The sequence below is a fragment of the Pseudomonas sp. GW822-FHT04C11 genome, assembly GCF_058800905.1.
The window spans coordinates 454,021-479,464 of record NZ_JBXAMS010000003.1; the positions used below are offsets into that span (position 1 = coordinate 454,021).

25 protein-coding genes are annotated in these 25,444 nt (G+C 58.5%); 15 read left to right on the forward strand and 10 right to left on the reverse strand.

Translation table 11 applies throughout. The annotated features are described in order from the left end of the window. Positions 1 to 126 precede the first annotated feature (126 nt). The 6 genes from AC1RJ3_RS07620 to trpE all read left to right on the forward strand — a co-directional run bounded on the left by AC1RJ3_RS07620 (position 127) and on the right by trpE (position 6,740). On the forward strand, positions 127 to 1,374 hold the full coding sequence (locus AC1RJ3_RS07620) for an ABC transporter permease (protein WP_054594301.1): 1,248 nt from the start codon (positions 127 to 129) through the stop codon (positions 1,372 to 1,374). A 13-nt stretch (positions 1,375 to 1,387) separates the two neighbouring features. Further along, positions 1,388 to 2,212 (forward strand): ABC transporter permease, encoded by an 825-nt coding sequence (locus AC1RJ3_RS07625; protein WP_054594300.1) that lies wholly within the window; start codon positions 1,388 to 1,390, stop codon positions 2,210 to 2,212. Positions 2,213 to 2,457: 245 nt separating this feature from the next. Beyond that, the gene (locus tag AC1RJ3_RS07630) at positions 2,458 to 3,606 is read left to right on the forward strand and encodes an iron-containing alcohol dehydrogenase (protein ID WP_103319662.1); all 1,149 of its coding nucleotides are present in this window, start codon (positions 2,458 to 2,460) and stop codon (positions 3,604 to 3,606) included. A gap of 92 nt (positions 3,607 to 3,698) precedes the next feature. Then, positions 3,699 to 4,373, forward strand: a complete 675-nt coding sequence (rpe, locus tag AC1RJ3_RS07635; RefSeq protein ID WP_019693907.1) for a ribulose-phosphate 3-epimerase — start codon at positions 3,699 to 3,701, stop codon at positions 4,371 to 4,373. After that, positions 4,370 to 5,188: a phosphoglycolate phosphatase gene (locus AC1RJ3_RS07640; RefSeq protein ID WP_347928156.1), complete on the forward strand. Its 819-nt coding sequence runs from the start codon at positions 4,370 to 4,372 to the stop codon at positions 5,186 to 5,188. Before rpe ends, AC1RJ3_RS07640 begins: the two co-directional genes overlap by 4 nt. 70 nt (positions 5,189 to 5,258) lie before the next feature. Then, positions 5,259 to 6,740 carry an anthranilate synthase component I gene (gene trpE / locus AC1RJ3_RS07645; protein WP_493078215.1) on the forward strand — a complete coding sequence of 494 codons (1,482 nt, stop codon included), beginning with the start codon at positions 5,259 to 5,261 and terminating at the stop codon, positions 6,738 to 6,740. Positions 6,741 to 6,916: 176 nt separating this feature from the next. On the opposite strand, the gene estP is transcribed toward trpE, so the two are convergent. Beyond that, positions 6,917 to 8,827 carry an esterase EstP gene (gene estP / locus AC1RJ3_RS07650; protein ID WP_493078217.1) on the reverse strand — a complete coding sequence of 637 codons (1,911 nt, stop codon included), beginning with the start codon at positions 8,825 to 8,827 and terminating at the stop codon, positions 6,917 to 6,919. A 399-nt stretch (positions 8,828 to 9,226) separates the two neighbouring features. Between estP and AC1RJ3_RS07655 the strand changes: the two genes are divergently transcribed. The 4 genes from AC1RJ3_RS07655 (at position 9,227) to AC1RJ3_RS07670 (ending at position 12,481) form a co-directional block, all read left to right on the forward strand. Beyond that, complete coding sequence (locus AC1RJ3_RS07655; protein ID WP_019693903.1) at positions 9,227 to 9,820, forward strand: aminodeoxychorismate/anthranilate synthase component II; 594 nt, start codon at positions 9,227 to 9,229, stop codon at positions 9,818 to 9,820. Positions 9,821 to 9,829: 9 nt separating this feature from the next. Then, positions 9,830 to 10,879, forward strand: coding sequence for an anthranilate phosphoribosyltransferase (trpD, locus tag AC1RJ3_RS07660; protein ID WP_054594295.1), 1,050 nt, complete (start codon positions 9,830 to 9,832; stop codon positions 10,877 to 10,879). Beyond that, entirely contained in the window at positions 10,876 to 11,712 is an 837-nt protein-coding gene (gene trpC, locus AC1RJ3_RS07665; RefSeq protein WP_493078219.1) for an indole-3-glycerol phosphate synthase TrpC, read from the forward strand. Before trpD ends, trpC begins: the two co-directional genes overlap by 4 nt. 67 nt (positions 11,713 to 11,779) lie before the next feature. Next, positions 11,780 to 12,481, forward strand: coding sequence for a lipoate--protein ligase family protein (locus tag AC1RJ3_RS07670; protein WP_054598190.1), 702 nt, complete (start codon positions 11,780 to 11,782; stop codon positions 12,479 to 12,481). Here AC1RJ3_RS07670 and crp read toward each other — a convergent pair. After that, a complete protein-coding gene (gene crp, locus AC1RJ3_RS07675) occupies positions 12,478 to 13,122 on the reverse strand; it encodes a cAMP-activated global transcriptional regulator CRP (RefSeq protein WP_493078221.1) in 645 nt (214 codons plus the stop codon). The genes AC1RJ3_RS07670 and crp overlap by 4 nt on opposite strands. A 235-nt stretch (positions 13,123 to 13,357) precedes the next feature. Here crp and AC1RJ3_RS07680 point away from each other — a divergent pair, with 235 nt between their 5' ends. After that, positions 13,358 to 13,780: an OsmC family protein gene (locus AC1RJ3_RS07680; RefSeq protein ID WP_017138086.1), complete on the forward strand. Its 423-nt coding sequence runs from the start codon at positions 13,358 to 13,360 to the stop codon at positions 13,778 to 13,780. Positions 13,781 to 14,018: 238 nt separating this feature from the next. Further along, positions 14,019 to 14,813: an adenosylmethionine decarboxylase gene (speD, locus tag AC1RJ3_RS07685; RefSeq protein WP_054594292.1), complete on the forward strand. Its 795-nt coding sequence runs from the start codon at positions 14,019 to 14,021 to the stop codon at positions 14,811 to 14,813. Between the two features lie 73 nt (positions 14,814 to 14,886). On the opposite strand, the gene coq7 is transcribed toward speD, so the two are convergent. The 6 genes from coq7 to hemJ all read right to left on the reverse strand — a co-directional run bounded on the left by coq7 (position 14,887) and on the right by hemJ (position 19,500). After that, positions 14,887 to 15,534 (reverse strand): 2-polyprenyl-3-methyl-6-methoxy-1,4-benzoquinone monooxygenase, encoded by a 648-nt coding sequence (coq7, locus tag AC1RJ3_RS07690; protein WP_054594291.1) that lies wholly within the window; start codon positions 15,532 to 15,534, stop codon positions 14,887 to 14,889. A 252-nt stretch (positions 15,535 to 15,786) separates the two neighbouring features. After that, positions 15,787 to 16,125 carry a histidine triad nucleotide-binding protein gene (locus AC1RJ3_RS07695; RefSeq protein ID WP_007906873.1) on the reverse strand — a complete coding sequence of 113 codons (339 nt, stop codon included), beginning with the start codon at positions 16,123 to 16,125 and terminating at the stop codon, positions 15,787 to 15,789. Between the two features lie 87 nt (positions 16,126 to 16,212). Next, positions 16,213 to 17,001: an SDR family NAD(P)-dependent oxidoreductase gene (locus tag AC1RJ3_RS07700; RefSeq protein WP_103320445.1), complete on the reverse strand. Its 789-nt coding sequence runs from the start codon at positions 16,999 to 17,001 to the stop codon at positions 16,213 to 16,215. Between the two features lie 62 nt (positions 17,002 to 17,063). After that, positions 17,064 to 17,984 carry a DUF805 domain-containing protein gene (locus tag AC1RJ3_RS07705; protein ID WP_489110676.1) on the reverse strand — a complete coding sequence of 307 codons (921 nt, stop codon included), beginning with the start codon at positions 17,982 to 17,984 and terminating at the stop codon, positions 17,064 to 17,066. Between the two features lie 81 nt (positions 17,985 to 18,065). Beyond that, a complete protein-coding gene (locus AC1RJ3_RS07710) occupies positions 18,066 to 19,034 on the reverse strand; it encodes an NAD(P)H-dependent flavin oxidoreductase (RefSeq protein ID WP_054594288.1) in 969 nt (322 codons plus the stop codon). A gap of 34 nt (positions 19,035 to 19,068) precedes the next feature. Further along, the gene (gene hemJ / locus AC1RJ3_RS07715) at positions 19,069 to 19,500 is read right to left on the reverse strand and encodes a protoporphyrinogen oxidase HemJ (RefSeq protein WP_019693893.1); all 432 of its coding nucleotides are present in this window, start codon (positions 19,498 to 19,500) and stop codon (positions 19,069 to 19,071) included. A gap of 135 nt (positions 19,501 to 19,635) precedes the next feature. Here hemJ and argC point away from each other — a divergent pair, with 135 nt between their 5' ends. Together argC and erpA are read left to right on the forward strand one after the other, a co-directional pair. After that, positions 19,636 to 20,670 (forward strand): N-acetyl-gamma-glutamyl-phosphate reductase, encoded by a 1,035-nt coding sequence (argC, locus tag AC1RJ3_RS07720; RefSeq protein ID WP_054594287.1) that lies wholly within the window; start codon positions 19,636 to 19,638, stop codon positions 20,668 to 20,670. A 167-nt stretch (positions 20,671 to 20,837) separates the two neighbouring features. Continuing rightward, a complete protein-coding gene (erpA, locus tag AC1RJ3_RS07725; RefSeq protein WP_007906865.1) occupies positions 20,838 to 21,188 on the forward strand; it encodes an iron-sulfur cluster insertion protein ErpA in 351 nt (116 codons plus the stop codon). A gap of 67 nt (positions 21,189 to 21,255) precedes the next feature. Here erpA and AC1RJ3_RS07730 read toward each other — a convergent pair whose 3' ends face one another. Then, positions 21,256 to 22,347, reverse strand: a complete 1,092-nt coding sequence (locus AC1RJ3_RS07730; protein ID WP_493078226.1) for an anhydro-N-acetylmuramic acid kinase — start codon at positions 22,345 to 22,347, stop codon at positions 21,256 to 21,258. A gap of 3 nt (positions 22,348 to 22,350) precedes the next feature. After that, positions 22,351 to 23,769, reverse strand: coding sequence for a peptidoglycan DD-metalloendopeptidase family protein (locus AC1RJ3_RS07735; protein WP_103320436.1), 1,419 nt, complete (start codon positions 23,767 to 23,769; stop codon positions 22,351 to 22,353). Between the two features lie 209 nt (positions 23,770 to 23,978). Between AC1RJ3_RS07735 and tyrS the strand changes: the two genes are divergently transcribed. Beyond that, the gene (gene tyrS / locus AC1RJ3_RS07740; protein ID WP_493078228.1) at positions 23,979 to 25,178 is read left to right on the forward strand and encodes a tyrosine--tRNA ligase; all 1,200 of its coding nucleotides are present in this window, start codon (positions 23,979 to 23,981) and stop codon (positions 25,176 to 25,178) included. Positions 25,179 to 25,444 lie beyond the last annotated feature (266 nt).

Below are 25,444 nucleotides of genomic sequence, written 5' to 3' on the forward strand. Positions count from 1 at the left end.
CAAGGTGCGTCAGATACACCGCATGCACTGGTTTTACGACTGCTTCGCAGCCGAACGGGGGCAAGCCCCCTCGCCACAAAGTCCGCTCCCACATTAACGATTGATCGAAGAATTTCGGAGTTCGCCATGGCCATCGCCGTTCCCCTGAACGAGGGCACCAATCGCACCTTGAAGCAGCGCCTTGCGCATGCCGAACGGGTCAACCGCTGGAAGGCCCAGGCCCTGATCGCGCCGTTGGTGCTGTTTCTGTTGTTGGTGTTTCTGGTGCCGATCGTGGCGCTGCTCTACAAAAGTGTCAGTAACCCGGAAGTGGTCGGCGGGATGCCGCGCACCGTGGCTGCCATTGCGACCTGGGATGGCCGAGGCTTGCCGGCGGATCCGGTCTTCAAGGCTGCCAGCGAAGACCTCCTTGAGGCCCGCAAAAATCAAAGCCTGGGCGATCTGTCCAAGCGACTGAATATGGAGTTGGCCGGCTATCGCAGCCTGCTGACCAAAACCGCGCGAGCGCTGCCGTTCAAAACTGAACCGGCCTCCTATAAAGATGCACTCGAAGCGCTGGATGAGCGTTGGGGCGACCCGGCCTACTGGCAAGCGGTACGCCGCAACACCAGCAGCATCACGCCGTATTACTTGCTGGCAGCGGTCGACCACCGGATCGACGACCTCGGCGAAATTGCCCCGGCGACCCCTGATCAGGCGATCTACCTCGAGATCTTTGCCCGGACCTTCTGGATGGGCCTGGTCATTACCGCGATCTGCCTGGTGCTGGCCTATCCGTTGGCGTATCTGCTGGCCAACCTGCCGTCACGTCAAAGCAACCTGCTGATGATTCTGGTGCTATTGCCGTTCTGGACCTCGATTCTGGTGCGGGTGGCGGCGTGGATTGTCTTGTTGCAATCGGGCGGGCTGATCAACAGCGCGTTGATGGCGATGGGCATCATCGATAAGCCGCTGGCACTGGTGTTCAACCGCACCGGGGTTTACATCTCGATGGTGCACATCCTGCTGCCGTTCATGATTCTGCCGATCTACAGCGTGATGAAAGGCATCTCGCCAACCTACATGCGTGCGGCGATTTCCCTGGGTTGCCATCCGTTCGCCAGCTTCTGGCGAGTGTATTTCCCGCAGACTTATGCCGGTGTCGGCGCTGGTTGCCTGTTGGTGTTCATCCTGGCGATTGGTTACTACATCACCCCGGCGCTGCTTGGCAGCCCGAACGATCAGATGGTCAGTTACTTCGTCGCCTTCTACACCAATACCAGCATCAACTGGGGCATGGCGACCGCACTCGGAGGGCTGCTGCTGTTGGCGACTGTCGTGCTCTATCTGATTTACAGCTGGCTGGTAGGCGCAAGCCGCCTGCGCTTGAGCTAAGGGGAGAATCGAAATGCTGAGTCCTTATGTGTCGCCCATCGAACGGGTATGGTTCTACAGCTTGCGCATTCTCTGCGGGCTGATCCTGTTGTTCCTTATCCTGCCGGTGCTGGTGATCATCCCGCTGTCGTTCAACTCGGGGAGTTTTCTGGTCTACCCGTTGCAAGGTTTCTCGCTGCACTGGTACCAGGACTTTTTCGCCTCGGCCGAATGGATGCGTTCGCTGAAGAACAGCATGATCGTCGCCCCGGCGGCGACGGTGTTGGCGATGGTCTTCGGCACGCTGGCGGCGATTGGCCTGACCCGTGGTGATTTCCCCGGCAAGGCGCTGGTGATGGCGCTGGTGATCTCGCCGATGGTCGTGCCGGTGGTGATCATCGGTGTGGCCAGCTACCTGGCCTTCGCGCCGCTGGGATTCGGCAACAGCTTTGTCTCGCTGATCGTCGTGCATGCGGTGCTGGGTGTGCCGTTCGTGATCATTACCGTATCGGCGACGTTGCAAGGCTTTAACCAGAACCTGGTGCGTGCTGCCGCCAGCCTGGGGGCTTCGCCACTCACGGCGTTCCGCCGCGTGACCTTGCCGTTGATTGCACCGGGGGTGATTTCCGGGGCGCTGTTTGCCTTCGCGACATCGTTCGATGAGGTGGTCGTCACGTTGTTCCTTGCCGGCCCTCAACAGGCGACATTGCCACGGCAGATGTTCAGCGGCATCCGCGAAAACCTCAGCCCGACCATCGCCGCCGCGGCAACGCTGCTGATCGCCTTCTCGGTATTCCTGCTGCTGACCCTGGAATGGCTACGTGGCCGCAGCGAGAAACTGCGTACCGCACAGGTGTAAGGATCTGCTTTAGTGGCGAGGGAGCTTGCTCCCGCTGGGTCGCGAAGCGACCCTAATATCAGCCACCGAGAGTATTCAGATGGAACGCGATTACCGGATTACGACCGCTTCGCGGCCGAGCGGGAGCAAGCTCCCTCGCCACAGGTTTTAGGAGTAACCCGCTCTTTCATTCGCGCAATAACAGACAAACCCCAATCCCCAGCTACTATTGTGCCCAGCTCCCCTATTCATAAGAGGCTGCGCACATGAGTATTTCCTCTTTCAAAATTGCTCACAAACTGCTCACCGGTGCTGGCGCCATTGAGCAGTTGGCCGCCGAGCTGACCCGTCTGGATGTCGATAACCCACTGATTGTCACCGATGCCGCGCTGGTCAAGTCAGGCACGGTGGAGCTGGCGCTGGCGCAATTGGATGGACGTACTTACGAGATTTTCGATCGGGTGTTGCCCGACCCGGAAATCGCCATCGTTGAAGACTGCATGCGCGTCTACCGCGAAGGCGGGCATGACGGCCTGATCGGACTCGGCGGCGGCAGCGCCATCGACATCGCCAAAAGTGTTGCAGCCTATGCCGGTTACCACGGCGCGCTCGAAGACTTGTTTGGTATCGATCAGGTGCCGCGCAAAGGCCCACCGCTGATTGCGATTCCGACCACCGCCGGCACCGGTTCGGAAGTCACCAACGTGGCGATACTGTCCGACAGGGTCGCGCAGCTGAAGAAAGGCATCATCAGTGATTATCTGTTGCCGGACGTGGCGCTGGTCAGCCCGCAAATGACCCTGACGTGCCCGCGCAGCGTGACGGCCGCCAGTGGCGTCGATGCGCTGGTGCACGCTGTCGAGTCCTACCTGTCGCTCAACGCCTCGCCGATCACCGACGCACTGGCCATCGGCGCTATCAAGCTGATCATCAAGGCATTACCCAAGGCCTACACCAATCCTTCGAACCTGCAGGCCCGTGAAGACATGGCCACCGCCAGCCTGATGGCCGGCATGGCGTTCGGCAACGCCGGGGTCGGCGCGGTGCATGCCTTGGCGTATCCGCTGGGCGGACGTTTCAACGTGACGCACGGTGTCAGCAACGCCTTGCTGCTTCCGTATGTCATGGCCTGGAACAAAATGGCGTGCATCGAGCGTATGCAGGATATCGCCGAGGCGCTTGGGGTGAAAACGGCGCAGTTGAGCGCTGAAGAGGCGGCAGATAAAGCGGTCGAGGCCATGGCGCGACTCTGTGCCGCAGTGGAAATCCCCCAAGGCCTGCACAGCCTCGGCATACCAGAAGATGCAATCCCGGCGATGGCTGTGGAGGCCGCAGGAATAGAGCGATTGATGCGCAACAACCCGCGTAAATTGAGCACCGCCGATATCGAGAAGATCTATCGAGCGGCCTACTAGGACCAGACCCAATCATCGCGGTCACGGTGCGCGCGTCAAAGCATGAGGTATACAATGCGCGCCATCGTGATTCTGCTCAAAAAAGGTGCGTCATGCAGCCCTTCGCTATTGCTCCGTCGATTCTCTCCGCTGATTTCGCCCGTCTGGGCGAGGAAGTAGACAACGTTCTGGCCGCTGGCGCCGACATCGTTCACTTTGATGTCATGGACAACCACTACGTGCCAAACCTGACCATCGGGCCGATGGTTTGCTCGGCATTGCGCAAATACGGCATCACCGCGCCCATCGACGCGCACCTGATGGTCAGCCCGGTAGACCGCATCATTGGCGACTTCATCGACGCCGGCGCGACCTACATCACCTTCCACCCGGAAGCCACGTTGCATGTCGACCGTTCCCTGCAAATGATCCGCGAAGGCGGTTGCAAGGCGGGCCTGGTGTTCAACCCGGCGACCCCGCTGGACGTGCTCAAGTACGTGATGGACAAGGTCGACATGATCCTGCTGATGAGCGTCAACCCGGGCTTCGGCGGGCAGAAGTTCATTCCCGGCACTCTCGACAAGTTGCGTGAAGCGCGCGCGCTGATCGATGCCTCGGGCCGTGACATTCGTCTGGAAATCGACGGTGGCGTGAATGTGAACAACATCCGTGAAATCGCCGCCGCTGGCGCTGACACCTTCGTCGCCGGTTCGGCCATCTTCAATGCGCCGAACTACCAGGAAGTGATTGAAAAGATGCGCTCCGAACTGGCGCTGGCTCGCCCATGAGTGGTTTTGAGCAGTTGTTCCCGGGGCGTCTGCCGCGGCTGGTGATGTTCGATCTGGATGGCACGTTGATCGATTCGGTGCCGGACCTCGCAGTGGCTGTGGATAACATGCTGCTCAAACTCGGGCGTGCCCCGGCAGGTCTCGACGCGGTGCGCGAATGGGTGGGCAACGGTGCGCCGGTGCTGGTCCGTCGTGCACTGGCAGGCAGTATCGAACACGCGAGTGTCGATGATGTCGAGGCCGAGCACGCGCTGGAGATCTTCATGGAAGCCTACGCGGACGGCCATGAACTGACGGTGGTCTACCCAGGTGTACGCGACACCCTGAAGTGGTTGCACAAGCAGGGCGTCGAAATGGCGCTGATCACCAACAAGCCGGAGCGCTTCGTCGCGCCGTTGCTGGATCAGCTGAAAATCGGCCGCTACTTCCGCTGGATCATCGGCGGCGACACCCTGCCGCAGAAAAAGCCTGACCCGGCGGCGCTGTTTTTCGTGATGAAAATGGCCAACATACCGGCCTCGCAATCGTTGTTTGTCGGTGACTCGCGCAGCGACGTGCTGGCGGCCAAGGCGGCCGGCGTGAAGTGCGTAGCCCTGAGCTATGGCTATAACCATGGCCGGCCGATTGCCGAAGAGTCTCCGGCGCTGGTGATTGACGATCTGCGCAAGCTAATTCCCGGTTGCCTGGATCCAGCCGCTGAGATAACGTTGGCCGACGCTGTTCAATCCCCTCCTGGAAACTCCATCGTGGTGGTCACTCGCAAACTCTGGATGAAAGTCATCAAGGCCCTGGCCCGCTGGCGTTGGCGCGCCTGACTCGATCCTGGCCGGCTATCCGGCGCGTTTGCACACCTGACTGTTAGACCCTCACGCCACGAGGCACCTCATGATCCGCGAAGAATTCCTGCGTTTGGCCGCTGCCGGCTACAACCGCATCCCGCTTGCCTGTGAAACCCTTGCCGACTTCGACACACCGTTGTCGATCTACCTGAAACTGGCCGACGAGCCCAACTCCTATTTGCTGGAGTCGGTGCAGGGCGGTGAGAAATGGGGCCGTTACTCGATCATCGGGTTGCCGTGCCGTACGGTGCTGCGGGTGCATGATCATCACGTCAGCGTGACGGTCGATGGCGCCGAGGTAGAAAGCCACGAGGTTGAAGACCCGCTGGCCTTCGTCGAAACCTTCAAGGCGCGCTACAACGTGCCGACCATCGCCGGTCTGCCACGCTTCAACGGCGGGCTGGTGGGCTACTTCGGTTATGACTGCGTGCGTTACGTGGAGAAGCGTCTGGGCAAGTGCCCGAACCCGGATCCGCTGGGCGTGCCGGACATTTTGCTGATGGTCTCCGATGCGGTGGTGGTGTTCGATAACCTGGCCGGCAAGATGCACGCCATCGTGCTGGCCGACCCGTCGCAGGACATCGCCTTCGAGCAAGGTCAGGCGCGTCTGGAAGAGCTGCTGGAAAAACTTCGTCAGCCAATCACTCCGCGTCGCGGCCTGGACTTCAGCAAGCAACAAGCGGCTGATCCGGTGTTCCGTTCCAGTTTCACCCAAGACGATTACGAGCGGGCGGTGGACACCATCAAGGAGTACATCCTCGCCGGTGACTGCATGCAGGTGGTGCCATCGCAACGGATGTCCATCGACTTCAAGGCCGCGCCGATAGATCTGTACCGGGCGCTGCGCTGCTTCAACCCGACGCCGTATATGTACTTCTTCAACTTTGGCGACTTCCATGTCGTTGGCAGTTCGCCGGAAGTGCTGGTGCGAGTCGAAGACAACCTGATCACCGTGCGCCCGATCGCCGGCACCCGCCCGCGCGGTGCCAACGAGGAAGCCGACCGGGCGCTTGAAGAAGACCTGCTGTCGGACGACAAGGAAATCGCCGAGCACCTGATGCTGATCGACCTCGGCCGCAACGACACCGGTCGCGTGTCGGAAATCGGTTCGGTGAAACTCACCGAGAAAATGGTCATCGAGCGTTATTCCAACGTGATGCACATCGTCTCCAACGTCACCGGCCAGTTGAAAGCCGGCCTGACAGCGATGGACGCACTGCGGGCGATTCTGCCGGCAGGTACGTTGTCGGGTGCGCCGAAGATTCGCGCAATGGAAATCATCGACGAACTGGAACCGGTCAAGCGTGGCGTCTACGGTGGTGCGGTCGGTTACTTCGCCTGGAACGGCAACATGGACACCGCGATTGCAATCCGCACTGCGGTGATCAAGAACGGCGAACTGCATGTGCAGGCCGGTGGTGGCATCGTGGCTGATTCGGTGCCTGCGCTCGAATGGGAAGAAACCCTGAACAAGCGCCGCGCGATGTTCCGCGCTGTGGCCCTGGCCGAGCAAACCCCACAAGACTGAGCTGTAACGAAGGAGCTTGTTGTGGCGAGGGAGCTTGCTCCCGCTGGCCTGCGTGGCAGGCCCCTTCATGGCGACTGCTTCGCAGCAGAGCGCGAAGCAAGCTTGCTCGTCACATCAGAGAGCGCCCAAAATAACGCTGCCCCCGTGAGGAGGCAGCGTTTTTTATGGCCTGCGGTTTAGAAGTCCAGGCTGACACCCACGTTGATGCCTTGTTGGGTGAAGTCGTCATCCTTGCGAATGTTGTAGCTGGCCCGTAGCGCCAGGTCTGGAGTCAACTTCTGGCTGACGCCCAGGTTCAGGCGGTTCAGGTTGGTTTGCGGGGTGTAGCCTTGCAGGGTGAAATGGTTGTCGGGCAGGCTGTTGAGGTTCATGGTCAGGTCCTGGGTGTCGTCTTTATATTCGCGTTCGTGGGCGAACTCGCCGAACACCTGAGTTTGCGGGGTGATCTGATACTTGCCCTGCAAACCGACGCCGAGGCGCTTCGAGGTGCGCTTCTGGTCACCGAAGGTCAGTGCCGTGGAGTCGTTGCCGTTCTCCGAGTAACCGTCGACTTGCACCTTGGCGTAGTCGGCGCTGATAAATGGCGACAAGTGCCACGGGCTGCTTGCCTGCTGCGCGATGTCGTAACCCAGGCGACCGGTGACAGCCAGCACCGTGCCGTTGGTACTGCCTTTCTCCCCGCGTTCGTTGACGCCCAGGTCGAACTTGCGTTTGAGACTGTCGTAGTCCAGATGCCCAGCCGTCATTGCCGCGTCAGCCCACCAGCGATTTTGCTGATATTGAGCGAACGCCGTACCCATGTACGTGTTGAGTTTGTACTGCGAGTTGTCGTTGCCCGCTTCCAGCTTCTGACGATAGAAACCGGCAGCCACGCCAACACGCCAGGCCTCGTCGAGACGATAGCTGCCGCCAATGTTCAGGTTGTAGCCGTTGCCATCGGCACTGGCTGCACTGCGTTGATCATCAAAATTCAGGTGCTGACCGCCACCGGCGACAATCGCACGCCACTGACCGACGTTTTGCCAGTTCTCCCAGTCGGATTGCCATTGGTTGCGCAGTTCATCCTGATGCGCGCGCAGGGTGGCGTGGGCCATTTCCGGTAACAGCGTCAGTTCCCAGGGGGCTGCCAGTATGGAATACGCGTAATCGGCGATCAGGCGTTGCCCGGTTTCGGTCGGGTGCACCGAGTCGTTGTAGATCAGCTTGGTCGGGTCCGGCGTGGCGCTGTTGATCCCGTACCGGGCGTTTTCCGTACAGCTGTCACCGCTGAAGCAGGTCGCGGTGAGATTCTGGTCGGTGGCCAGGCCAAATTGCGCCGGGTTGGCGAAGGTCTCTTTGAGCAGCACCGGAATATTCAACGGGATGACTTCGGCATTGACGTGCTGCAACTGGCTGACCAGTTCAGTGTTGAACTGGGCGCTGAGCTGGGAGGTAAAGGCCTGCAACGGGCTGCCATTGATCGCCGGGGTCAGCCCGATATCTGGCAGTAGCCAGACCATGATGTATTTGGCGCCGGCCTGTTGCAGCGTTTGCACACTGCTGACCAGCCGATCGGCTGCGGCATTGGCCTGATCAAGACTCGTTACCCGGCCCTGGAGGAAGTCATTGCCGCCACCGGAGAGGAAATAGAGCGCGTTCGGGTCAGCGCGAAAGTTGTTACTCGGCAGATAGCCGGGCCGACTGCGCTCACCGGTGTCCGAGGTGGTGGTGATCGAGTCGAGGATCTGATCGGTACGGTATCCACCTACCGCCCAGTTGTTACCGTCTGGCAGGCCTTCACTGGCGCGGACCGCCGAGGTCGAAGCGGCCGTCTGGTCAGGTGAAAACCCCAGTTTCCCCCCCAGCAACTGTGTCGAGTTGGCGGCGCGAACCTCGCCGTTGCCATCCTTGTAGGTCGGTCCGACGCGGTTGGTGAACCGCTCGGTTGCACCTGCGGGACCGCCGGTATCGGTAAACTGCCCGGCGTCGCTCAGGCTGTCGCCAAAGACTATGAATTTGGTATAGGGGGCGGGGGCCGCAACGGCCTGGGCGCAGGCCATTGCAAGAATACAACTGGCGAGCGGTACAAACATCGTCTGTTTGGTCATGAGCAAGTCCATTTATTTATTGTTGTAGTGAACGGAACGACAGTACCAAAAACTTTCGCATTTTAGCTATGGCTAAAGGCCGCATCGATTGCTTGCTCCGCGCCATATTGCACCCTCTGCTCAGCTAAGTTACTGTGCGGGAACGTATGAATGAGACCTTCCCCGTGTTGATCGTCAGCAAACTCTTGGATCAAGTCATCAAGGCCCACGCCCGTTGGCGTTGGCGCGCCTGAACTTTCTCTGCCGGCCCGGCCGGACCTGTGCCTGTTTGCCTTCTTTACCCGTATGAAATGCCGCTTTTGCCGGTTCCATTCCAGCAACTGACCGAGCGTTGCAAGACTGCGGGTAAATCATTCGAAGGCCGTCTCAAAAGTCAGTGAATTCAAGAGGTTTCAAACCATGTTGCTGATGATCGATAACTACGACTCTTTTACCTACAACGTTGTGCAGTACCTTGGTGAGCTAGGCTCCGAGGTCAAGGTTGTGCGCAACGATGAGCTGACCATCGCCGAAATCGAAGCGCTCAAACCCGAGCGCATCGTCGTCTCTCCCGGTCCATGCACCCCAACCGAAGCCGGCGTGTCCATCGAGGCCATCAAGTATTTCGCCGGTAAGCTGCCGATTCTCGGCGTTTGCCTGGGCCATCAATCCATCGGCCAAGCGTTCGGTGGCGATGTAGTACGCGCCCGCCAGGTTATGCATGGTAAGACTAGTCCGGTATTCCACGAGGACAAGGGCGTGTTCGAAGGTCTGAACCGTCCGCTGACGGTCACCCGCTATCACTCACTGATTGTGAAACGTGAAACCTTGCCCGATTGCCTGGAACTGACCGCCTGGACTCAGCTCGAAGACGGTTCGGTCGATGAGATCATGGGGTTGCGCCACAAGACATTGAACATCGAAGGGGTGCAATTTCATCCTGAGTCGATCCTGACCGAGCAGGGCCACGAGCTGTTCGCCAACTTCCTCAAACAAACCGGCGGCACGCGCTAAGGACTTTCCATGGATATCAAGACTGCCCTGAGCCGTATCGTCGGCCATCTGGACCTGAGCACTGATGAAATGCGCGATGTGATGCGCGAAATCATGACCGGGCAATGCACAGACGCACAGATTGGCGCGTTTATGATGGCCATGCGCATGAAAAGCGAGAGCATCGACGAGATCGTCGGCGCCGTCTCGGTCATGCGTGAGCTGGCGGACAAGGTCGAGCTGAAAACCCTCGACGGTGTTGTCGATGTAGTCGGCACTGGCGGTGATGGTGCGAACATCTTCAACGTTTCGACGGCTTCCTCGTTTGTGGTGGCGGCGGCGGGTTGCACCGTGGCCAAGCACGGTAACCGTGCGGTATCGGGCAAAAGCGGCAGCGCCGACTTGCTGGAGGCGGCCGGGATCTACCTGAACCTGACGCCGGTTCAAGTGGCGCGTTGCATTGACAATGTCGGCATCGGCTTCATGTTCGCCCAATCGCACCATGGTGCGATGAAACACGCTGCCGGCCCGCGCCGCGATCTCGGCCTGCGTACACTGTTCAACATGCTCGGCCCGCTTACGAATCCGGCCGGCGTGAAACATCAGGTGGTGGGCGTGTTCAGTCAGGCGTTGTGCCGACCGTTAGCCGAAGTCTTGCAGCGCATGGGCAGCAAACATGTGCTGGTGGTGCATTCGAAGGATGGTCTGGACGAGTTCAGTCTGGCGGCGCCAACCTTTGTTGCTGAATTGAAGAATGACCAGATCAGCGAGTATTGGGTCGAGCCTGAAGACTTGGGCATGAAGAGCCAGAGCCTGCACGGCCTGGCGGTGGAAAGCCCGGCGGCTTCGCTCGAACTGATTCGCGATGCCTTGGGGCGGCGCAAAACCGAGAACGGTCAGAAAGCTGCAGAAATGATTGTGCTCAATGCCGGTGCTGCGTTGTACGCCGCTGATCATGCGGTCAGCCTGAAAGAGGGCGTTGCCCTGGCTCATGACGCGCTGCATACCGGCCTTGCGCGTGAAAAGCTTGAAGAATTGGGTGCGTTTACCGCGGTATTCAGAGTGGAGAATGAGGCATGAGTGTACCGACGGTTCTAGAGAAAATTCTCGCCCGCAAAGTCGAGGAAGTGGCTGAGCGCAGCGCTCGCGTAACGCTTGCCGAGCTGGAAGCACTGGCCAGGGTGGCCGATGCTCCGCGTGGTTTTGCCAAGGCGCTGATCGCCCAGGCCAAGCTCAAACAACCGGCGGTGATTGCTGAAATCAAGAAGGCTTCGCCGAGCAAGGGCGTGATTCGCGAGAACTTCGTGCCGGCCGAAATCGCCAGGGACTACGAGAAGGGCGGGGCAACCTGCCTCTCGGTGCTGACCGATGTCGATTTCTTCCGGGGCGCCGACATTTATCTGCAGCAGGCGCGTGCGGCGTGCAAGCTGCCGGTGATCCGCAAGGACTTCATGATCGATCCTTATCAGATCGTCGAAGCTCGTGCGCTGGGCGCTGATTGCGTGCTGTTGATCGTTTCCGCGCTGGATGACGTGAAAATGGCCGAACTGGCAGCCGTCGCTAAAGGTGTTGGCCTCGACGTGCTGGTCGAAGTCCATGACGGTGATGAGCTGGAGCGGGCCTTGAAGGTTCTCGATACTCCGCTGGTCGGCGTGAACAATCGCAATCTGCACACCTTTGATGTCAGCCTGGAAACCACGCTCGATCTGCTGCCGCGCATCCCGCGCGATCGCCTGGTCATTACTGAAAGTGGCATCCTCAATCGCGCCGATGTCGAGCTGATGGAAATCAGCGAGGTGTATTCGTTCCTGGTCGGTGAAGCATTCATGCGCGCCGAGAACCCGGGCACTGAACTGCAACGTTTGTTCTTTCCAGAGCGTGGCGTGGCGGTCAGCGGTTCTACACTCGACTGAACCTGATTCAATGAAGAAGCCGGCGTTGCCGGCTTTTTTGTATCCACCGCAAAGGATTCGCACTGCCATGACTCACCCTATTGCCTTGACTGTCGAAGCCGGTCTGCGTGCCGAGCAGGATTTGTTGGCGACGGTCTGTGCCGGCGACCAGGAGTTTGGTTTGCTGTTCTGGCAGCCGAGCGATCGAGCGCTGGTCATGCCCCGGCGCTTGAGCCGTCTGCCGGGGTTTGAGGCCGCTTGCCAAGCGTCGGCGGCACACGGTTGGCCGGTTTTGTTGCGTGAAACCGGCGGTGAACCGGTGCCACAGTCGGTTGCGACGGTCAATATCGCGCTGGTGTATGCACCGCCGCGCAGCGAAGGTGACCACGGTAGGATCGAAACCGCTTATCGGCGTCTGTGTGATCCGATTTGTGCGCTGCTGACGGAACTCGGTGGCAAGCCTTCATTGGGTGAAGTCGAGGGCGCTTTCTGTGATGGGCGTTTCAACGTCAATCTCGATGGCCGCAAAATGGTCGGCACCGCTCAGCGCTGGCGCCAGAGCAAGGGTGGTCAGCGTCCGGTGGGTTTGGTGCATGGTGCGCTGTTGCTGGACGACGAGCGGGAGTCGATGGTTGAGGCGGTGAACCGTTTTAACGAGGCGTGCAGTCTGGAGCAGCGGGTTCGCGCGCAGAGCCATATCGCCCTGCATGAACAATTCGCCGCCCCGGATGCCATCGCGCGGCTGGACACCTTGTATCGGCAAATGCTCGCCGAGGTGATGTCGGCTTAGCGGGTACCGAAGACCACCATGGTCTTGCCTTTGACGTTGACCAGGTTGCGTTCTTCTAGGTCCTTGAGCACGCGCCCGACCATTTCCCGCGAGCAACCGACGATCCGGCCGATTTCCTGGCGGGTAACCTTGATCTGCATGCCGTCCGGGTGCGTCATGGCGTCGGGCTGTTTGCACAGCTCCAGCAAGCAGCGCGCAACCCGGCCGGTGACGTCGAAGAACGCCAGGTCGCCGACCTTGCGTGTGGTATTGCGCAGGCGCTGGGCAATCTGGCCACTGAGCACATAGAGAATGTCCGGGTCTTGCTGGGACAGCTCGCGGAACTTGCAGTAGCTGATCTCGGCCACTTCGCATTCGACCTTGGCGCGAACCCAGGCGCTGCGCTCCTGTTCCTGCCCGGCTTGTTCGAACAGACCCAGCTCGCCGAAGAAGTCCCCGGCATTGAGGTAGGCGATGATCATTTCCCGACCATCGTCGTCCTCGATGAGAATGGTGACCGAGCCCTTGATGATGAAAAACAGCGTATCCGAACGATCGCCCGCGCAAATGATATTGCTCTTGGCCTGATAGCGACGGCGCTGGCAATGCATCAATAACTTGTCGAGGTTCTTGATTTTGGATGTTGGGGTAATAGCAACCATGGTTGTATCCCGAAAAGACTGCACGGTGTGTTGTGGTTTTTTATGAATTGCTGATGACGGCCGAAAAACAGCAGGCTAAGTGCCATGAAATTGGCGCCAGCTTAACAGACACATTCCGTCGTTATTCGATAATTTATCAATACTGTAAGTGTGTTGCTTGCGCTGATGCCAGTCGCTGTCAACCGAAGGCCCTGTGCTAAGCTGGCGACCCTTTTTTAACAGTGGAGTCTTGGCGATGAAGGCACGCATCCAATGGGCTGGCGAAGCCATGTTCCTCGGTGAGTCCGGTAGCGGTCACGTGGTGGTCATGGACGGTCCGCCTGATGCTGGCGGTCGGAACCTGGGTGTCCGTCCGATGGAAATGCTCCTGCTCGGTGTGGGCGGTTGCAGCAATTTCGACGTGGTCAGCATCCTGAAGAAGTCCCGCCAGGCCGTGGAGAGCTGCGAAGCCTTCCTCGAAGCCGAGCGTGCGACTGAAGATCCCAAGGTCTTCACCAAAATTCACATGCACTTCGTGGTCAAGGGCCGGGCACTGAAAGAAGCCCAGGTCAAACGCGCCATCGAGCTGTCGGCGGAGAAGTATTGCTCGGCGTCGATCATGCTCGGTGCGGCCGGTGTCGCCATCACCCACGACTACGAAATCATCGAACTAGGTTGATTCGACATTCAACTATCATAAATGCAGTGCAGACTCTGGCGATCATTGGCCCAGGTCTGCATAATGCGCCACTTTTTTCAGGGCCGTGATCGGTCAACCGACAGATCACACACCCGAACAGACAACCAAAATCGCCATCGCGAAGAGGTGTTAACCGTCCTACGCTGGTGCGTCGTTCGCATCTGACGGGCATGCTTGATCACGCGGCCGGGCCGCATACATAGAGAGTTTTTAAACGGTGAAAAGCAAACTCAAGCTCCATGGGTTCAATAACCTGACAAAGACCTTGAGCTTCAACATCTATGACATCTGCTATGCGGAAACTCCGCAAGACCAGCAGGCTTACGTTGAGTACATCAATAAAGAGTACAACGCCAAGCGCCTGACGCAGATCCTCACAGAAGTTGTCGATATCATTGGTGCCAATATCCTGAACATCGCCAGTCAGGACTATGAACCCCAGGGCGCCAGCGTCACGATTCTGATCTCTGAAGAGCCGGTGACCCCGACCGACAGTCAGATTGAAGAGTCGCCGGGCCCGTTGCCCGAAATCATCCTGGCCCACCTCGACAAGAGCCACATCACGGTGCACACCTACCCGGAAATCCATCCGGTGGACGGTATCGCAACGTTCCGTGTGGATATTGATGTGTCGACTTGTGGCGTCATTTCACCGCTTAAGGCGCTCAACTTCCTGATTCACCAGTTCGATTCGGATATCGTGACCGTGGATTACCGCGTGCGCGGTTTCACCCGTGACATCGAAGGCAAGAAGCACTTCATCGATCACGAGATCAACTCGATTCAGAACTACCTCTCCGAAGACACTCGCGACGCTTATCAGATGACCGACGTGAACGTGTACCAGGAAAACCTGTTCCACACCAAAATGCTGCTGAAGAACTTCGAACTGGATAACTACCTGTTCGGCGACGCCACCAGCAACCTGTCCTCTGAGCAACGTGCTCAGGTGACTGAGCGGGTGAAACACGAAATGCTCGAGATTTTCTACGCACGCAACATGTCGAGCTGATCTTTGAAATAAAGATCGGCAAAAGAAAGGGCGCTGAGATAGCGCCCTTTTTTGTGCTCGAAGGTTTTACGGGTCAGATCCGGTAGGTACTTTTGGTCATGACCTTGGCCATCAGGCTCATGCCGAATTTTATCGGTGCCGGGAAGCGGAAGCCTCCAGCGTCCAGCGCGCTTTCGGCGTGCTGCTCTTCATCGATGCGCATCTGCTCAAGAATGGCCCGGGACTTCTCGTCCTCGACTGGCAGTTGCTCAAGGTGCTCGTTCAAGTGTTTGCACACCTGATCTTCAGTCGCTGCGACGAACCCCAGGCTGACTTTGTCGCTGATCAGTCCGGCGACGGCGCCGATACCGAACGACATACCGTAGAACAGCGGATTGAGGATGCTGGTGTGGCTGCCCAGTTGGCGGATGCGCTGTTCGCACCAGACCAGATGATCGATTTCTTCTTCGGCTGCGTGTTCCATCGCCTCACGCACTTGCGGCAGCTTGGCAGTCAGGGCCTGGCCCTGATACAGCGCCTGGGCACAGACTTCACCGGTATGGTTGATGCGCATCAGGCCGGCGACGTGCCGGGTGTCTTCGTCGCTCATTTTCGCCTCTGGCTGCACGATGGCCGGCGACGGGCGGCAAGGCTGGCCACTGAAGGGCAGCAACGTGCGCATGGCGGTGTCGGCTTGCAACAGAAGACGGTCAATCGGCGAGTAGTGACGTTGGGTAGTCATGCTGACCTCCGGGAAGAATCTCGGCGGCCAGTTTACCGCAATCGGCCGGGTTAGGTTTGCGCTGGGTCATTGCAGAAGACCGCCTGGCATTTGCAGATACTGGCTTTGTGGCGAGGGAGCTTGCTCCCGCTCGGCCGCGAAGCGGTCGTTAAGTCAGTCCGCGAGTTTCATTGGGGAGCAGCAGAAAGACGGGGGCTGCTGCGCAGCCCAGCGGGAGCAAGCTCCCTCGCCACAACAAGCTCGGGAGACGGATCAGCCCGGTGGCCAGTGCATCTGGCGCTGACCCAGCACGTGCATATGAATGTGATAAACGGTCTGGCCGCCCAGTTCATTGCAGTTCATGACCACGCGAAAGCCTTCTTCGCAGCCCAGCTCCAGTGCCAGGCGCTGGGCGGTGAACAGAATGTGCCCGGCCAGCGCTTTATCGTCCTCGGTGAGGTCGTTGAGCGTGCGCACCGGCTTTTTCGGGACTACCAGGAAATGCACGGGTGCCTGCGGGGCGATGTCGTGGAAGGCCAGGACCTGGTCATCCTCGTAAATGATCTTGGCGGGTATTTCTCTGTTGATGATTTTGGTGAACAGAGTATCCACAGCTGTTTCTCCATTGTGTTGGTCCGGGCTGAGTGTACTCACGGGAGATGCCCGAGCCCAGCCTGTTAGCTTTACTTTTAGTGATGCTCAGCGCGGACAATGCGTCTTGTTGACCATGCCTACGATGGTTCGGGTCAGCCAGCGCGAGCCGAAGCGCGGCAACAGCGCGAACCAGCGATTGAGGCGTCCGGGAATGATGATTGCGCGGTTCTTCTCCAGCGCACGCACTGTGTAGAGGGCCACTTCCTCGGGGCTCATCAGCATTTTGCTGTTGGCCAGTTTGTCGGTGTCCAGTTGCGCGGTGCGGAAAAACGCCGTGCGCGTCGGGCCGGGGCAGAGGACCGAGACCTTGACCGCGCACTTCTTCAGCTCGACCCGCAAGCCTTCGGAGAAGTGCAGTACATACGCCTTGCTGGCGTAATAGGTGCTCATCCATGGGCCGGGGTAGAAGGCGGCCATCGAGGCGACGTTCAGAATCTGCCCGCCGCCCTGCAAGGCCATGCTGTTACCAATGGCGTGGCACAGGCGGGTCAGGGCGAGGATATTCACTTCGATCAAGTCTTGTTCGGTCATCCAGTCCTGAGCGAGAAACGGGCCGCAGGTACCGATGCCGGCGCAATTGACCAGCAGGTCGATCTGTCGGTCACCCTCTTCGAGTTCCAGCAGAAAACCGGACAAGCGCAGCGGTTCACCCAGGTCGCAGGCGCGGAACAGCACCTCGACGCCAAAGCGCTGGGTCAGTTCGATGGCAATACTTTCCAGCTGATCACGTTGACGGGCCACCAGAATCAGGCTGCGGCCGCGTCGCGCCAACGCTTCGGCCATGGCCAGGCCGATGCCGCTGGAGGCGCCAGTGATCAGAGCGTAACGGGTCATGCAATTCTCCATCGCAACGGCTCGCGGCCTGTGGACAGAGATGTCACAGGAACCGAGCGCGTTTATTCTTTCTCATAGTCTACAGGGGGCTGAGCTGCTTTCGCCGCATCGTCTGCCTCAACCGCATCGGCCGGCTCACTGCTTCCATAACTGCTGGTCGAGGTGCTTTCGTACTCTTCGGTCAGGGTGCTGAGGCCACCGGCAAGCGCGCCGACAAAAAACACTGCGATCACCACCAGCCACAGCCCGCACAGCACTTTGACAGCCGTGCTGTTGGGGGGCTGCGGCGCGCCATAGCGATTCGCCCCGACGTTTCCTGGTAGCGCCGCGAGTGCAAATGGAAACAGGCTGCCGATAAAGGGCACCAGATTCAGAAACCACAGCCAGCCGGACCAACCAAGATCGTGCAGGCGTTGCACGCTGATGGTGATGTTTATGTAGAGGTACGCCACGAACGCAACGACACAAACAATTGTGCTCAGCACTATTTGATTGCCGCTCAGCAGGCTGAGTCCAAAAACGCCAGCGATAGCGCCCATGATCAGTAGCGCCACCAATGACCACGCGAGATAACGCAGGCGCCCGATTCGGCCCTGCACGCTAAACACCTTGAGTTCCGAAAACTCTGGCAACGCTTCACCAACGGGCGCGCGAGGAGGGCTATAGGGAGATTCGTTGTTACCGAGTGTGGGCGCCGTGTAAGCGGCGGACGACGAATCGTGAACGTCGGTCAGATTGAGCTTGATCGACGGCTCGGCTTCAATGCGTGCATCTATGCCGGTTTTCGACAGGGCATTCAGATAGGTTTGTGCGTCTGCGTGGGACAGGTCGTGCTTGAGCGCGACAGGCTTTCCGCTGAACAGGCGTTCGATGGCCGCGACGTCGCTTTTGAACAGTTGGGCGAGATTGAGTTTCGCGGTGGTGATGTCGACGCCCGGAAGCAGGGCTCCGTCAAAGACGATCTTGAAACGGTGTTCGCTCATGTCGGGGCATCCTTGTCGCGAGTCAGGGGGCTGTGCTCGGCAGTTTAAGCCAGCCAGAATCGGCTGGCCAAACCTTGTGCGTTAGCGCGGCCAGCGTTTGGGTAGTTGAGCTGCGAATTCCTGCGCCTTGCGGTACTCGGCGTCCAGCCTTGCAACCAGTTGATCGACGCTTGGCAGGTCGTCGATTTCACCCACGCCCTGGCCAGCTGACCAGACGGTTTTCCAGGCTTTGGCTTCATCGCTCAAGGGTTTGAGTTTGGCGCCGAAGTTGACTTCACCCTTGCCTTGCAGTGCATCTATGTCAAAACCGGCGTTTATCAGGCTTTGGCGCATGAAGCTTGCCGGCACCCCGGACACCGCTGGCGTATGGACAATGTCGGCGGCCCTGGAAGTCAGCAGCATCTCTTTATAGGCTTCAGGGGCATGGCTTTCGGTGGTGCCGATAAAGCGCGTACCGAAGTACGCCAGATCCGCACCGAGCAGTTGCGCGGCGAGAATCTCGTGGCCATGGTTCAGGCAACCGGCCAGCAGCAGGGTTTTGTCGAAGAACTGGCGAATCTCGGCAATCAGCGAAAACGGGCTCCAGGTCCCGGCATGGCCACCGGCGCCTGCCGCTACGGCGATCAAGCCATCGACGCCGGCCTCGGCAGCTTTTTCCGCATGGCGTCGAGTCGTCACGTCGTGGAAAACCAGGCCACCATAGCCGTGCACCGCATCGACCAGCTCTTTCACTGCGCCAAGACTGGTGATGACGATCGGAACCTTGTGTTCGATGCAGATTGCCAGGTCCGCTTGCAGGCGCGGATTGCTGTTGTGAACGATCAGATTCACCGCATACGGCGCAGGATTTTCCAATAGCGCCAGACCCGCTTCAATTTCCTCCAGCCAGGCTTTGAAGCCGCTGCTTTCACGCTGGTTCAGCGCTGGAAAGCTGCCGACCACACCATTGCGGCAGCAGGCGAGTACCAGCTGTGGATTGGAAATCAGGAACATCGGTGCTGCCACGACAGGCAGACGCAAACGTTGTTCGAGCAAAGCGGGCAGCGACATTGGAAGTACCCCGATAAGTTGCGGCTAATTATGATTAGAACGGCCGTACGACGACCAGAATTACAATAGCCAGCAATATCAGAACTGGCACTTCATTGAACCAGCGATAAAAGACATGGCTGCGGGTGTTTTCGCCACGGGCAAAACGTTTTACCTGTGCACCGCACATGTGGTGATAGCCGATCAGGATCACTACCAGGGTCAATTTGGCATGCATCCAGGCACCTTGTCCGAAGTAGGCGCTGGGGTTGAGACTGATCAGCCAGATCCCGAAAGCCAGTGTGGCGATCATCGCCGGGCCCATGATCCCGCGGTACAGTTTGCGCTCCATGATGCTGAAGCGCTCCTTGCTGATGCTGTCTTCACTTTGAGCGTGGTAGACAAACAGGCGTGGCAGGTAAAACAGGCCGGCAAACCAGCAGACCATGCTGACGATATGAAGCGCTTTGAGCCACAGATAAAGCATTTTTAGTTATTCCCAGGTTCACGGTAGCCCGAATAGTAGAGGCTTGGGCCTCCGTACGTCACCTTGACGGTTGTCGCAGGGCGGTGCGCGCCCTATTATCGACGGCTTTCCAGTGGGTTCGTTGAGGGCAGGTTTATGGTCAAGGTCGGTATCGTCGGCGGCACGGGTTACACCGGTGTCGAATTGCTGCGTCTGTTGGCGCAACATCCGCAAGCTGAAGTGGTAGTGATCACTTCCCGATCCGAGGCAGGCCTGGCCGTTGCCGACATGTACCCGAACCTGCGAGGCCACTACGACGGCCTGGCGTTCAGCGTTCCGGACATCAAAACCCTCGGTGCCTGCGATGTGGTGTTCTTCGCCACTCCACACGGTGTAGCGCATGCGCTAGCCGGTGAATTACTGGCGGCCGGGACCAAGGTCATCGACCTGTCGGCAGACTTCCGTCTGCAGGACGCGGACGAATGGGCCAAGTGGTATGGTCAGCCACACGGTGCGCCAGAGTTGCTGGAAGAAGCGGTCTATGGTTTGCCGGAAGTCAATCGCGAGCAGATCAGGCAAGCACGCCTGATCGCGGTGCCGGGTTGCTACCCAACCGCCACGCAACTGGGCTTCCTGCCGTTGCTCGAAGCAGGTCTTGCCGATACTTCGCGCCTAATTGCTGACTGCAAGTCGGGTGTCAGCGGTGCTGGTCGTGGTGCAAGCGTCGGTTCGCTGTATTCCGAAACCTCCGAGAGCATGAAAGCCTATGCCGTTAAAGGGCATCGTCACCTGCCTGAGATTCGCCAGGGGCTGCGTCGCGCAGCGGGCAAGGACGTCGGCCTGACTTTCGTGCCGCACCTGACGCCGATGATTCGCGGTATTCACTCCACGCTCTATGCAACCGTGGTCGACCGCTCCATAGACTTGCAGGCGTTGTTTGAAAAACGCTATGCGAACGAACCGTTCGTCGATGTCATGCCGGCTGGCAGCCATCCGGAAACCCGTAGTGTGCGGGGTGCCAACGTTTGCCGTATTGCGGTTCATCGTCCGCAGGATGGCGATCTGGTGGTGGTGCTGTCGGTGATCGACAATTTGGTCAAGGGCGCGTCGGGTCAGGCGGTGCAGAACCTGAACATCCTGTTTGGTCTGGATGAGCGCTTGGGTCTGTCCCATGCAGGCATGCTGCCCTAAGCTTTTCCCCGCTCAGCAAAAAGGCCCGTTTAACGGGCCTTTTTGTATTCCGGGCTGACCATTGTGTTGATTGATATACCGTAACAATAGTTGACCGATTTTCTGGGAGAAGCGGATAATGCGCGTCATCACGCATTATGGCGGTGTAACACCGGGAGATAGTCAGCATGAGCGTCGAATCCTTCACCCCCACGGCTTTGCAATTCACCCACGGTGCCGCGCACAAGGTGAAGAGCCTGGTCGATGAAGAGGGTAATGATCGCTTGAAGCTGCGCGTATTCGTTACGGGCGGCGGTTGTTCAGGGTTTCAGTACGGCTTCACATTCGATGAAGAAGTGGCCGATGACGACACCATCGTCGAGCGCGAAGGCGTTAGCCTGGTCGTCGATCCGATGAGCTTCCAATACCTGGCAGGTGCCGAGGTGGATTATCAGGAAGGTCTGGAAGGTTCGCGTTTCGTGATCAAGAACCCGAATGCCACCACGACCTGTGGTTGCGGCTCTTCGTTTTCGATCTGATCGCACCTCAGCGCATCACCAAACGCCGCATGGCCTCACGGCTTTGCGGCGTTTTGCTGTCTGGTGCTCAGACGGGGTAGATGGCGCCGAGGACGCGTAATCCGCGAGCGCCGGTGACGCTTGGACGATTGGCCGGGATACTTTCGAGGCAGCAATGGGCCAACCAGGCAAAGGCCATGGCTTCGACCCAGTCCGGCTCTACGCCGTAGTTTGCAGTGCTGCTGACCTTGGTGCCTGGCAGCAGGCTGGCGAGCCGTGCCATCAATGTTGCGTTATGGGCGCCGCCACCACAGACCAGCAGCTCTTGCGTATCGGCTTGTGCGGCTTGTAGCGATTCGACAATGGTCAGCGCCGTCAGCTCAAGCAAGGTGGCTTGCACGTCTTGTGCAGCAAATGCGGGCAGGCGCGCAAGGTGTTGTGTCAGCCATTGCAGGTTGAATACTTCGCGGCCGGTGCTTTTGGGGCCCTTGGTCAGGAAGAACGGATCACCGAGCAGGGCCTTCAGCAGCACGGGCTCTACGCTGCCGCTTGCAGCCCACTGGCCGTCACGGTCGAAGGTCTCGCCGCGTTGTTGGTGAATCCAGGCGTCCAGCAGGACATTGCCTGGGCCGCAGTCAAAGCCCGAGACGGGTTTGCCGGTCTCGATCAGGCTGAGATTGCTGAAACCGCCAACATTCAAGACTGCACGGTTGCCGCTGCGCTGTTCAAACAAGGCTTCATGGAAGGCTGGAACCAGCGGCGCGCCTTGCCCGCCTGCAGCCACGTCGCGGCTACGAAAGTCGCTGACGACAGTGATTCCGGTCAGTTCAGTCAACAGGGCAGGGTTGCCGATCTGCACGGTGAAGCCGCGTGCGGGCTCGTGGCGAATAGTCTGGCCGTGGCTGCCAATCGCTCGGATGTCATCAGGTTTCAGGTGTTGATCTGCAAGCAGGGTATTGATGCCCTGAGCGGCCAGTTTTACCCAGTTTTGCTGGGCAATGGCGCTGCGGGCTATCTCGTCAGGTCCGCTGGCGCACAAGCCAAGCAGCTCGGTGCGCAGGGATTCGGGCATGGGAATGTAGTGCGTGGCGATCAGTTTGATCGCCGGTGCTTGCTCGATCAGCGCAATGTCCAGGCCATCAAGGCTGGTACCGGACATCACACCTATATAGAGCGCCATGGCTTAGCGTTTGCTCGAGGCTAGCAGGGTGGCTTTTTCTTGCTCCATGCGCGCCATCAGCGGCTGGCTTTGTTGCAGGAAGCGTGCGCGCTCGGACTTGGCGATCGGATCGGCCATTGGCAGTTTCTGACCCAGCGGGTCGACGTGAACGCCGTTGACCTGGAACTCGTAGTGCAAGTGCGGGCCGGTCGAGAGTCCGGTAGTGCCGATATAGCCAATCACTTGGCCTTGCTTGACGTTGCCGCCAGTCTTGACGCCTTTGGCGAAGCCTTGCATGTGTCCGTACAGCGTGCGGTAGGTGTTGCCGTGCTGAATGATAACGGTGTTGCCGTAACCACCGCGGCGACCGGCCAGCAGCACTTTGCCGTCACCGGCAGCCTTGATCGGCGTGCCACGAGGCGCTGCGTAGTCGACGCCTTTGTGCGCGCGAATTTTGTTCAGAATTGGATGCTTGCGACCCATGGAGAAACGCGAGCTAATACGGGCGAAGTCCACCGGCGTACGAATGAACGCCTTGCGCATGCTATTGCCTTCGGCCGTGTAGTAGCTGCTGTTGCCTTGCTTGTTGGTGTAACGCACGGCGGTGTACGTCTTGCCACGGTTGGTGAAACGGGCGGAAAGAATAGGGCCATTGCCGACAGCTTTGCCGTTGACGACTTTCTGTTCGTAGATCACGTCGAACTCGTCACCCTGGCGAATATCCTGGGCGAAGTCGACGTCGTAGCCAAACACGCTGGCCATGTCCATGGTGAGGCTGTGGGACAGCCCGGCACGCGCCGCGGATTGCGAAAGCGAGCTGTTGATCACGCCGTGAACATAGGCGGAGCGCACGGTTGGCTTGGCTGTAATGCGGTTAAAGGTATAGCCCTTGGCGTTTTTGCTCAGGCTGATGCTTTCAGCGTCATTGATCTTGCTGTGCAGATTGGTCAACTGGCCGTCGCGGCCGAGTTCGAATTCGAGTTTCTGGCCGTGTTTGAGCTGGGTGAACTGCTTGGCTTGCTTGTCGCTGGCCAATACGTCGTGCACCGAAGCCGCTGGAAGCCCGACTTTCTCGAACAATGTGGAGAGCGTGTCGCCTTTGGCAACGATCACTTCCCGGTGGCCTGGCGCTTTCTTCTCTTCAACGGCTGGTGCCGGGGCTGCTTTAGCCGTTTCCTTGCTATCGTCGGTACTGTCTTCGATCTGGGCGAATGGAGATTCGACCGGCTCGTTTGTGGCTTGGACGGCGTCAGCAGCGTCTTGATCTTGTGTCAGTTGTTCTGCGGGACGTTCCAGTTCAAGACTCAGGGTTGTCTTTTTGGCTTCAACGTCACTGGAAGGGAATACCAGGAGCGCCAGGCTGAGGAGGGCAGCAATGCCACTTGCCGCGAGCAGGTGGGTCTTCGGATAAAGCGGCGGCGCTTTAGACGGTTCTGTGGTCATAGGTAATTTGACTTTGGAAAAGATGAATTGGAAAAGATGAATGACATGATGAAGATGAAATAACTGTATAAAATATAACCAAATCATCTCTTAAGCAAGTCGCGAATGCTCTGTTCGCGGATTGGCGTCCGTGCGCCGGGCAAAACTTGTATTTGGTGCGCGATCTTGTATGGTTGGTTCCCTTTGAATCTGAGCCTTGCGGGTCTGTTATGAAGTCGGTTGAAGAGCAGCTAGCGCTGATCAAACGTGGTGCGGAAGAACTGTTGGTCGAGTCCGAGCTGATCGAGAAGCTCAAGCGCGGCCAGCCGCTGCGTATTAAGGCTGGCTTCGATCCGACTGCGCCGGATTTGCACCTGGGGCACACAGTGCTCATTAATAAGCTGCGCCAGTTCCAGGATCTGGGTCACCAGGTGATCTTCCTTATAGGTGACTTCACCGGGATGATCGGTGATCCGAGTGGCAAAAGTGCTACCCGTCCTCCGTTGACGCGTGAGCAGGTTCTCGAAAATGCCGAGACCTATAAGACTCAGGTGTTCAAGATTCTTGATCCGGCGAAAACCGAGGTGGCTTTCAACTCCACCTGGATGGATCAGATGGGGCCTGCGGATTTCATTCGTCTGACCTCGCAATACACTGTGGCGCGGATGCTTGAGCGCGACGACTTCGACAAGCGCTATTCGACCAATCAACCAATCGCTATCCACGAGTTCCTGTATCCGCTGGTTCAGGGGTATGACTCGGTCGCGTTGCGCGCGGACGTCGAGCTGGGCGGCACCGATCAGAAGTTCAACCTGCTGATGGGGCGTGAGCTGCAGCGCAGTTATGGTCAGGAGGCTCAATGCATTCTGACCATGCCATTGCTCGAAGGGTTGGATGGCGTGAAAAAGATGTCCAAGTCATTGGGTAACTACGTCGGTATCCAGGAAGCGCCAGGTGTCATGTACGGCAAGCTGGTTTCGATTCCGGACGTGCTGATGTGGCGTTACTTCGAGTTGCTCAGCTTCCGCTCCATGGAAGAGATTGATGCGTTGCGTGCAGATGTTGACGCTGGCGCCAATCCGCGGGATATCAAGATCAAGCTGGCCGAAGAGATTGTTGCGCGCTTCCATGGTGAGGAGGCTGCGGCGAACGCTCACCGTGGCGCGGGTAACCGTATGAAGGAAGGTGAGTTGCCGGATGACTTGCCAGAGATCGAGCTGACTGCGACTGAGGATATGCCGATTGCGGCTGTGCTTAATAAGGCGGGGCTGGTGAAGAACTCGGCAGTCGCACGTGATCTGCTCGGTTCGGGCGGTGTGCGTATAGATGGCGAAGTGGTTGATCGCACCTTTATATATGCACTGGGCGCGACCCATGTTTGCCAGGCCGGAAAGAAGGCATTTGCGCGTATTACGCTTAAATCCGAGTAAGGCTGAAATTAGGGGTTGACGGCGAATTATATCTGTCTATAATTCGCCCCACTTCCGGCGCAGTCGAAACAGAAAACTCCTTGGTAAACAAAGAGTTACGCAGTTTTCGGCAGCGGTTACGCTTCAGTTCATCGAAGCCTGAAGGAGTTGAAAGGGCGGTGTTGTTTGGCTCTTTTAACGGTTCGATCGTCTCGGTCGAAAGCGGAGAAAAAGAGGTGTTGACAGCAGCGAGTAACGCTGTAGAATTCGCCTCCCGCTAACGAGAG